General features: G+C 44.2%; 7 protein-coding genes and 1 pseudogene. 6 read left to right on the top strand and 2 right to left on the bottom strand.

The features are described 5' to 3' along the window. Together B9A32_RS21210 and B9A32_RS20435 are read right to left on the bottom strand one after the other, a co-directional pair. Window positions 1-338, bottom strand: a pseudogene (locus tag B9A32_RS21210) (IS4 family transposase); the annotation flags it as partial. Window positions 339-845: 507 nt separating this feature from the next. After that, window positions 846-2,921 (bottom strand): TonB-dependent receptor plug domain-containing protein, encoded by a 2,076-nt coding sequence (locus B9A32_RS20435; protein WP_084071968.1) that lies wholly within the window; start codon window positions 2,919-2,921, stop codon window positions 846-848. A 694-nt stretch (window positions 2,922-3,615) separates the two neighbouring features. Between B9A32_RS20435 and B9A32_RS20430 the strand changes: the two genes are divergently transcribed. From B9A32_RS20430 to B9A32_RS20405, 6 genes are all read left to right on the top strand, one after another. Next, window positions 3,616-4,644, top strand: coding sequence for an ABC transporter substrate-binding protein (locus tag B9A32_RS20430; RefSeq protein ID WP_084071966.1), 1,029 nt, complete (start codon window positions 3,616-3,618; stop codon window positions 4,642-4,644). Then, complete coding sequence (locus tag B9A32_RS20425; protein ID WP_232367251.1) at window positions 4,641-5,681, top strand: FecCD family ABC transporter permease; 1,041 nt, start codon at window positions 4,641-4,643, stop codon at window positions 5,679-5,681. Before B9A32_RS20430 ends, B9A32_RS20425 begins: the two co-directional genes overlap by 4 nt. After that, window positions 5,672-6,466: an ABC transporter ATP-binding protein gene (locus B9A32_RS20420; RefSeq protein WP_084071964.1), complete on the top strand. Its 795-nt coding sequence runs from the start codon at window positions 5,672-5,674 to the stop codon at window positions 6,464-6,466. Before B9A32_RS20425 ends, B9A32_RS20420 begins: the two co-directional genes overlap by 10 nt. Window positions 6,467-6,473: 7 nt before the next feature. Then, window positions 6,474-7,049 (top strand): nucleoside-triphosphatase, encoded by a 576-nt coding sequence (locus B9A32_RS20415; RefSeq protein WP_170923938.1) that lies wholly within the window; start codon window positions 6,474-6,476, stop codon window positions 7,047-7,049. A 12-nt stretch (window positions 7,050-7,061) separates the two neighbouring features. Beyond that, window positions 7,062-7,799 (top strand): hypothetical protein, encoded by a 738-nt coding sequence (locus tag B9A32_RS20410; protein ID WP_084071960.1) that lies wholly within the window; start codon window positions 7,062-7,064, stop codon window positions 7,797-7,799. A gap of 142 nt (window positions 7,800-7,941) precedes the next feature. Then, window positions 7,942-8,883: a hypothetical protein gene (locus B9A32_RS20405; RefSeq protein WP_084071958.1), complete on the top strand. Its 942-nt coding sequence runs from the start codon at window positions 7,942-7,944 to the stop codon at window positions 8,881-8,883. Window positions 8,884-9,188: the final 305 nt, after the last annotated feature.

The raw sequence follows: 9,188 nt of genomic DNA, 5'->3' as shown, positions 1-9,188 counted from the left end.
CAAAGTTCCTCAAAGACATATTGAAGTTGTTCGAGTCCTCGATCATTAATGGCTTCACAAAAACTGCTGAGACTGATACCACCATCAGGCGCTATGTTATTTTTGGCAAAATCATCTTCTTTCATGCACTGGACAAGATCTCTTGCAGACTCATGCTCTTGAAGGTGATAGAATAATAAAGCATTGAGTTGGTCTTCAAACGTCATTTTCAATGGCCGATACCCCCTTGAATTAAGCGCAGGGGTAGTGAGCAGAATTTTTTGTAGAGGTAGCAGATATTGTATAAAGGATTCAGCATCAAATTTGATCTTTTGTTTTTTGCATTGGGTTATGGGCATTAACTTCTCCTTGTTATAGAATCAATTACAACAAGACAAAAGCAATGCTTAGGTAGCTCTTATTTTTTAATAAATCAAGTGTTTTATATTCTTTTTTAAGCATGCAAAAACCTAACCGGACATCACTGGGATTAAGTGAAAATAAAGTTTACAACATCATTGATGTTTTGACTGGTTTTATTGATTAAAAGCAAACATAGTTGGATAACTTATTTCGGGGTTGAGCATAACGTGGGCCATCTTGTGATAAAATTTTAGCTGCAAAAGTTAATATCTATAATTACAGTGCTTTGTGGATAATAAAATTTTATTTCACCTATAGTGGCCCAGTTTATGACCAAGCCCCTTATTTCTACTTACTGACTAAGGATGAGGGACTGACCAAATATTTACGCTCTGGGGGATGGGAATCGACAGCTCCACAAGCCAAGCCTGAAATTATTTTCCGAAAAAACACCCAGTGCGCCCAGGGCGCACTGAGTTAAATATTGTCATATCATGCAGCACTTACAGAGCCAGGGTCACTCCGGCCCGAAGATTTCGTCCCTCTCCGGGAAAGCCCACTTCCTGTTCATAATCCTCATCAAAAAGATTATCTATTTCAGCATAAACGCTGTAACGGGTGCCGAATCGCTTGGAAATACGCGAATTTAAAATAAAATAATTGTCGGTTTTCACCGCATCATCATCGGGACTGTCGGTGGTGGGAAGCTCGTCATACACACCATCCACGTAAATCCCCTGGAGATCCACATTAACTAATAATTTGGGGATTAAAAGCTTACACCCCACACCAAATTTATTTTCAGGAACCCCTGCCACTTTATCTGTGGCCCGTTTACTGCTTTCATTGTCAGCATCAATAAATGTGTAGTTAAAATTCATGCTGAAATATTCGCAAAAAGCCACATCCATGGAGGCCTCAATCCCCTGCATGGTGATATCTTCCACATTGGTGTAAATTTCATTTCCTGTGTAGCCGTCTTCATAGTAATCCCTGGAAATCCAGTCTGAGATATCATGGTAAAATCCAGAGATATCCGCTGTGATACGGGAAGAAAATTTTTGGGTAACCCCAAGGGTGTAATTGATACTTTTTTCTGAGGTGAGTTCCGGGTTACCGCTGGTGGATGAAAAAAGTTGTGACAGGGTGGGAAACCGGGTCTTTTTGGCCACCGAACCATAAAAAGAGGTGGCATCCACATCCCAGGTAAAACCAATCATGGGATTAAGCTCATCCTGGGTATCAGCGGTGTCCAGATCCGCCTGACCGACAAGTATGTCATCATCATCAAACACGTACGCCTCGGCCTCTTGTACCTTAAACCAGTCGTAGGAAGTACCTGCATAAACGGTCAGGCCGAAATCGGTGAAAAACTGATGCTCGGTGCCCAGAGATCCGGTGTGTGACACGTCTTTGTTATAAGGTTGGAAATCATCATCCCGACCCTTGTGAGTGTCTTCTTTGTAATGCAAGGAGATATGGCCGCTGTGGGCATCCATTAAAGAGAAATCGGCAAACAAGGAAGCACCAATATAATTATCTTTATAGGAACTTCTGGCAATTTCCTGGGTGCAATCCACATCCTCATAGGAAACATACACATCTTTATGGTCATGGTAAAAAAGTTTGCCCCTCAGGGTGAGTTGCTCTGAAATCAATTGCTTTCCACTGAAATCAACACCCCAGTCGTCATAATCTTCAAATCTTGACAGGGTAGAAAAACCGGCGCTATCCCCTTTACGGGTGAAAATTTTATATTCATCGGTGCTCAAGGGATGACCCATTTCCGACTGCATGGAATAGGCGCTGACAAAATATTCAGACCCCGGAGATGGGCTAATGCCTGCCCTGGCCCATAAGCGATCATTTTTATAATCGGAATTTTCCCTTATCCCCCCATTTTCATGAATGCCGTCAATGTTGGTCATCCATTTTCTGGCCCGGATGGTCTCCACCGGGGTATAATCATCGGAAAGAAGCCAGCCGTCAGACTCTTCATGGAGATAACTCAACCAATAATTCACGGCACCTATCTGGTTTCCATGGGACACAGATCCTTTATAGGTATGGTGCTGTCCCACCTCTGCCTTTAGATTGATGGTGGGCTTAGATGTCCCCTGGCGGGTGATGACATTGACCACTGCCACTTGAGCATTGGCTCCATAAAGCACCGACGGGGCGTTTTTGCTCACTTCTATTTTAGAAACAATATCCACCGGGATCTGATCCAGGTTCAACTTGCCATAATAGGTTTCATAGTAGGGAACCCCATCAATGAGAAACAAGGTCTTTTCCTGTCCAAATCCATGCACGGAAATCTCCGATTCATTTTTTCGGCCCCGGGTCATGGTAACCCCCGGTACAAACTTCATGGCATCGGCAATGGTGCTGCTATTGGTGGCTTCAATGTCCTCAAAACTAATGGATTGGGTAATTCCCACATCAGCCACACTGCCTGCCTCACCTGTAACCACAATTTCTCCCAGTGTAAACAGATCAGCAGGTTCTTCTGCCGCAAACAGGGACCCTGCGGTCACATGCATACAGATCAACACCGCCAGCAAAAAACGTTTAAACATAATTTTTCTCCTTCCTATTTATTTTCAATCATAATAACCCCAGGGATTCAGTAATATTTAATTCACTATTTAATCACATTGCTCTCTACAAATATCCCCCACACTATTTGAGGGGAGATTCTCTTTATGTTTGTCTTCCTTGTCAAGAAAAAACATGGCTTAAACAAAATAAATCCCCTAAGCAACCAAAAACAACTTATATATACATTCTATTTTAAATAATTTCTTCACCTTAGGGGATTAACAATTACTACAATTAATTCAATAGTGCCCGCAGGAAGTTTGTTGATGGAGGATTCAGATGTTGAACAACAAATAAATTTCACATCCATATCATTATGGTGTTATTATTAATTTCTTATGGTTAATATTTTCATAATTATTATAAATAGAAACAAACCAGAGAAGAGAGTTGACATTTTTAAGGCATAAAACTATATAACTGCCACGGGCAGACCGTATTCTTGCCTCGGCCTGCCCATAACAAAGCCTGAAATACACCCCCGGTTTGCGGAGTATTTCATATAAAACGATCATATCTCGGCAGACACAATGAATATAAAAAAGGCTATTAAGCTGCCCCCTCGGGGACTCTGCTGAGTATGCTCAACATAAAAAGAGAACAACTATTATGCAACACCACCAGCACCCCCGGATTCCCCATACACATAAACCATTTACAAGAGCTGTCAGTATGGTAATGGTGATTCTTTTTTTTATTATATTCAATTCCGCCATGGCCCGGGCCCGGGAATCTCGAATCATAACAGACATGGCCGGACGCAAGGTTATCCTGCGCAACAACGAAGCCAGGCGAATTATTCCCACCTTTAAACCGGTGACCCTTTGCATCCTTGCCCTGGGGCTTCAGGAGAGACTGGTGGGCATTGACACCCATTCCAAAAAAGATAAACTCACCCGGGCAGTATTTCCCGGGGTGACACAATTAACCGGAGTGGGGACAAAATCCACAGGCATCAACCTTGAAACCATGCTATCCCTGAAACCCGATCTTGTCATCCTCTATGCCCAGAAAGATGGAATGTCCCTGGCAACCCGCCTTGAAACCATGGGAATTCCTGCCGTCATCATTCTTCCGGAAAGTATGAACAACATTAAACGATCCCTTGACATCATCTCCCGGGCAGCAGGGACGCCCCAGAACGCATCAAGTGTCATCAACGCCATGGACAAAACTCTGAATCTGGTTCATTCCAGGGTGGCAACCATCCCGAAACAAAATAAAAAAAGGGCTTATTTTGCCTCCTCCCGGAGCTTTTTCAACACCGCTGCAGGCAACATGCTCCAGGATAATATGTTATCCCGGGCTGGCATGATCAATGTTTCCCATGCCCTTAAAGGATATTTTCAAGATATCTCCCCGGAACAATTTCTGGCTTGGAACCCAGATATTATCTTCATGTCCAGAAACCTTAACACCCAAGGATTCAAGCCCATCAAAAATCCTGCATTAAAAAAGGTGACCGCCCTTGCCCATCAGGCAATACATCGTTTCCCCAGTAATCTGGCTCCCTGGGATTTTCCTTCCCCTCTGTCTGTACTTGGCACCCTGTGGGCCGCCTGCCGGGCCTACCCCGAGTATTTCCAGGACATTGATTTCACCGCCTATGCCAATGATTTTCACCGGGTATTATTTCAAAAAGATCTCGTGGAAATGGGTGGACGTCTGGATGATCAACTCCCCAAAGAGATTCAGCATTGAGCCATCATTCACAACATCCCGGAAGAGTACCTTTTTCATATCCCCTGGCCCTGTCAGCTCTTTTGCTCTTTTTTTTTGCCATTTCCATGACGGCAGGCCGATACGACATCAGCATGGATGATATGTGGAAAATTTTTTCCGGCACGATAAACGCAACGCCCCTTCCCCCGGAATTGACATCCTCAAAAATGGTTTTGGTGTGGATTCGTCTTCCCCGGTGTCTCATGGCCATTTTGGTGGGCATGGGCCTGTCCGTGTCTGGAGCAGTGTACCAGGCCCTTTTTCGCAATCCATTGGTATCCCCTGATATTCTTGGCGTTTCCGCCGGATGCACACTGGGAGCAGCCCTGGGAATTATTCTGCCTGGAGAGAGCGTTTCCCTGGTTCAATTCCTATCTTTTATATGCGGTCTCATTGCCGTATCCATGACACTTGGCATTGCCCGTCTCATTGCCATCCGACCGGTGGTTGTCATGATCCTGGCCGGTATGGTGGTGTTGTCCTTTTTCAATGCACTGCTCATGATTTTAAAATATTTTTCCGATCCATATGACGAACTGCCGGGCATTGTTTTCTGGATCATGGGCAGTCTGACCCGGGTGACCTGGACAAACCTTGCCACTGCCGGGCCCGTGGTTGTCATGGGTATTTTTATCATCATGTTGTTTCGATTTCGCCTGAACATTCTCTCCATGGGAGATACCCGGGCAAGTTCCCTTGGCATGAATCCGTTGCTGTTTAGAATTATCTTGATTATCCTCACATCTGTGATGGTATCGGTGATGGTTGCCACCTGTGGACAAATCAGCTGGATCGCCCTGATCATTCCCCACATGGCCAGAACCCTTGTGGGCCCCCGCCATGAGTCAATGCTGCCCGTAACAGCCCTGCTGGGGGCATTATTTATGCTGGCAGCTGACGGTGCGGCCCGGGCCATGACCACGGCAGAGCTGCCCGTGGGTATCATCACGGCCCTCACCGGAGCACCGGTTTTTGGATTTCTACTTTACAAAAACAGAGGAAGCGGATGGCTGTAGCCCTGGAATGCCGAAACCTGTTTTTTTCCCATGGCAACACCCCCGTTTTAAAAGGGATATCCCTTGCCATGAAAAGCAGTACATTTACGGCCATACTGGGACGCAACGGTTCTGGAAAAACCACCCTGCTCCACTGCCTCAACGGCATTCGAAAAGCAAATTCCGGAACCGTTCATATCAAGGGAACCAATATCCAGACCCTCTCCAGAAAACAGGTGGCCCAACACATCAGCCTGGTGATACAGGAAAATCCCGAGGTATTTCCCTTTACCGTACTGGATGTGGTGGTCATGGGAAGAGCACCATTCTTAGGGGCCACCCAGGTACCGGGCACCCGGGACTATAAACTTGCCAAACAAGCCCTGGAAACCCTTGATGTGGCCCATCTGGCTGAAGTTAATTTTAATCGCATTTCCGGTGGAGAACGTCAGATGGCGCTGCTGGCCTGCGCCCTGGTTCAAACCAGTGACATCATGCTGCTGGATGAGCCCACCAACCATCTGGATTTTAAAAATCAATATCTGCTTTTAAATAAAATAAAACAGCTGTGTCGACAGAGCAACACAGCTGTTGTGGCAGCCATGCATGATCCCAATATGGCCATGCTTTTTGCAGATGAAGTAATCTTATTAAAAAAAGGTGTGATTTTTGGGACAGGTCCGGTGAGAAAGGTTATGACCAAAGCCAATATGGATCAACTCTATGAAACAGATACCACAGCCCTTCCCTTTGTCCGGGACGGGCATTTTTTTATTCCCACGGATGTAATTGAAACTATAGGGTGAGCTGACCTTGCAAAACAATGACATAGAAAAAAAACAGATCACAGGAAATCATCGTATCGTCATCACCGGATCGGTTCAATCGGGAAAATCGTCCCTGGCCTGGGAGCTCATGGAAAAATTCCAGGCGTTATCCATTTCCATGGCAGGATTTATTGCCAAAGGGCTCTGGCAGGACAACCAACGATGTGGATTTAACCTGATTGACCTCAGAACAGGTATCGTGACTCCCCTGGCACAACGAAATCCCCCAGAGCCCTCCCCCCTTCCGGGTAAAATTCCATACACTTTTTTCAAGCAAGGCATTGATGCAGGATGTAATGCCCTGCTCCCGGAATATTGTAAAAAAGCAAAGGTGATCATGGTGGATGAGCTGGGTCCCATGGAGTTACAGGGGAAAGGATGGGCACCTTGCATTACCCCCCTGATGACCCTGGACAATGCCATTCACATCTGGATTGTCCGTAAAGCCTTGGTATCTTCCATATGCCGCTTATGGCCCTTTAAGACCAACGATGTTATCCATGCCAATGACCAAGATGCACTGGAAAAACTGCTGGCATTGTGCCACACAATCCTTCCCTGAGAGGTTTAAATCATGTTACATTTTCTTGATCTGCTCTATTACTTTGTCATGGCAATATTAACGCTTGGATTTTATTTTGTTGTAAAAAAAAAGACAATGGTTGTGAAAAAAATGGTGGTTATTGCCATGATCCTCACAGGTTTGGGAACCATCACACTGATTCTCACAGAACATCGCCTTCCCCTGTATGGAGCTTTTGAGGCTTCATTTTACCTTATTTTTGTTTTAACTCTTCTGGAAATTTTTTTCTGGAAAAACCAGTCGCCCTGCATACACCTTAAAAGCTGTGGTGTCACGCTCTTGTATTGTTTTTGTTTACTCTTATACCACATCATGCAGCCCAAGGAATTTAATCCAGATTTTTTCATGTATGGTAATCCATGGGTGAACCTTTTTTTCAATCTTCGCCTTACGGCTGCTGCGATCTTTTCCCGAACCGCCTTGTTGTATCAGATGGGAATATGGGGTGAACGGTCAAAACAGACAATTTTATTTTCCCATGCACGAACAGTGTTGCTGTGGGGACTTGTGGTGTTTTTATGCAGTGAATGGGCAGGCTCATGGTGGTGCCTGAACTGGCTAGGAGACTCCTGGCAATGGAGCAAGGGTTTTTTTAAGGCTGCCATTGTTTTCATGTTAGTGATGCTCACCTGTCATCTTCCCCCCTCCCTTATGAGAAAGAGCTGGATAAAAGGTATGACAGGTTCATTGCCGGCCTTATTTCTCATGTGGACAATATTTTATCATTAAATATAACTGCCACGGGCAGATCATATTGGAATTTGACCTGCCACAACGAAAGATGAAACCCTAATTATTACAGATTCTTGGACGGAGTTTCATATAAAAAAACTTATGATTGACGAGTAAATTGTAAAAGGATTTTTATCTCATGATACAAAAACTGTCTTCCATTAAACTTACCTTTTATTCCATCATATGCCTGGGAATACTCCTGATTATGGGCGTGATATTCTGCTATTTTCCGGTTCACCAAACTAACATTGACCAACTGAACAGCAATCTCATTCACCACTGGTTGGGGAAAACCGTCACCACAAATCCCATCGTATCCATATGGGTCATTAGTGTATGCCTGGTATCTGCCATTCTTTTTATCAACGCCCTCCTGTGCAGCTTAAGCCATCTTTTGCCTGCTGCCTTAAAACACTCCTCGCTTAAAAAATGGAGTTTTATGCTCATGCATCTCTTATTTTTACTGGTACTGACATGCCATGGATTGAGCCTGGTAAGTGGGCATAAAACAGAAGATATTCAACTATATCCCGGGGAAACCCACGAACTATCCAATGGATTTTCACTTTTAATCGAAGATATCATTTTTGTGGATGATACACGCCTGATATCCATGAAAACCAAAAAAAGTCGTCACTTGATGACACGGAAAACATTCCATCCAGATAAAAATTATGCCAGTGTGATTCTCATGGAAAAAACAAAACCGCTAACGTCCCAAAGGATCATGATGTTAAATCCACTGGTTCACGGCACCATGCGGCTTACCTTAAAACGTTTTTTATTTGAAACACCCGAAAAAAGTGAAGATAAAATGGATGGTTCGAATACCGGGGGAAGAAATCAGGATATGAAGGCCCATAAGAAAAATTCACGACAAACCACCGGTTCTTCACTCCTTGTTATAGGCGAAGCGGGATCAAAAGGCGATTCGCCTGGGGCAGTCACAAAAAAAGAAAAAAAAATAGGGGTCGTCTTTACAATCAGTGAAAATAGATTCACAACACTTTTTTTTGTGGCCTATGGACTGCTGATATCAACCATTATCTGCTTTATCACAACAAAACGCTTTTCCTGATTATTTTGCAGCTTGCCCTTACGCATAAACGGGCTTGGGCATAACGTCGGTCATTTTGTGATAAAATTTTATCTCACGTATAATGCCCAGCTTATGATCAGCCCCCGCATCACAAATTAAGCGATTATAAGTGCTCGTAGTAATTTTAGTGTAAAGTAGAAATGAAGGGTGCCCCTGGCAACATGGCAATTTATGGAAAAAATATAACGCAAAAAAAAGGCCCTGACCATTATTAAATAATGGTCAGGGCCTTTATAAAAAATTAATTCGGCAGCGTCCTACTCTCCCACACAGCTGCCCGTGCA

Origin of the sequence: Desulfocicer vacuolatum DSM 3385, from assembly GCF_900176365.1 — a bacterium.
In the GTDB taxonomy this organism is placed as follows: Bacteria; Desulfobacterota; Desulfobacteria; order Desulfobacterales; family Desulfobacteraceae; genus Desulfocicer; species Desulfocicer vacuolatum.
This window is presented reverse-complemented; position numbering and strand designations above follow the sequence as displayed.

What these genes read in the sequence shown, in the direction of transcription:
- B9A32_RS20435 (WP_084071968.1), bottom strand. Translation starts at nt 2,921, where the DNA reads ATGTTTAAACGTTTTTTGCTGGCGGTGTTGATCTGTATGCATGTGACC.
- B9A32_RS20430 (WP_084071966.1), top strand. Translation starts at nt 3,616, where the DNA reads ATGGTAATGGTGATTCTTTTTTTTATTATATTCAATTCCGCCATGGCC.
- B9A32_RS20420 (WP_084071964.1), top strand. Translation starts at nt 5,672, where the DNA reads ATGGCTGTAGCCCTGGAATGCCGAAACCTGTTTTTTTCCCATGGCAAC.
- B9A32_RS20410 (WP_084071960.1), top strand. Translation starts at nt 7,062, where the DNA reads ATGTTACATTTTCTTGATCTGCTCTATTACTTTGTCATGGCAATATTA.
- B9A32_RS20405 (WP_084071958.1), top strand. Translation starts at nt 7,942, where the DNA reads ATGATACAAAAACTGTCTTCCATTAAACTTACCTTTTATTCCATCATA.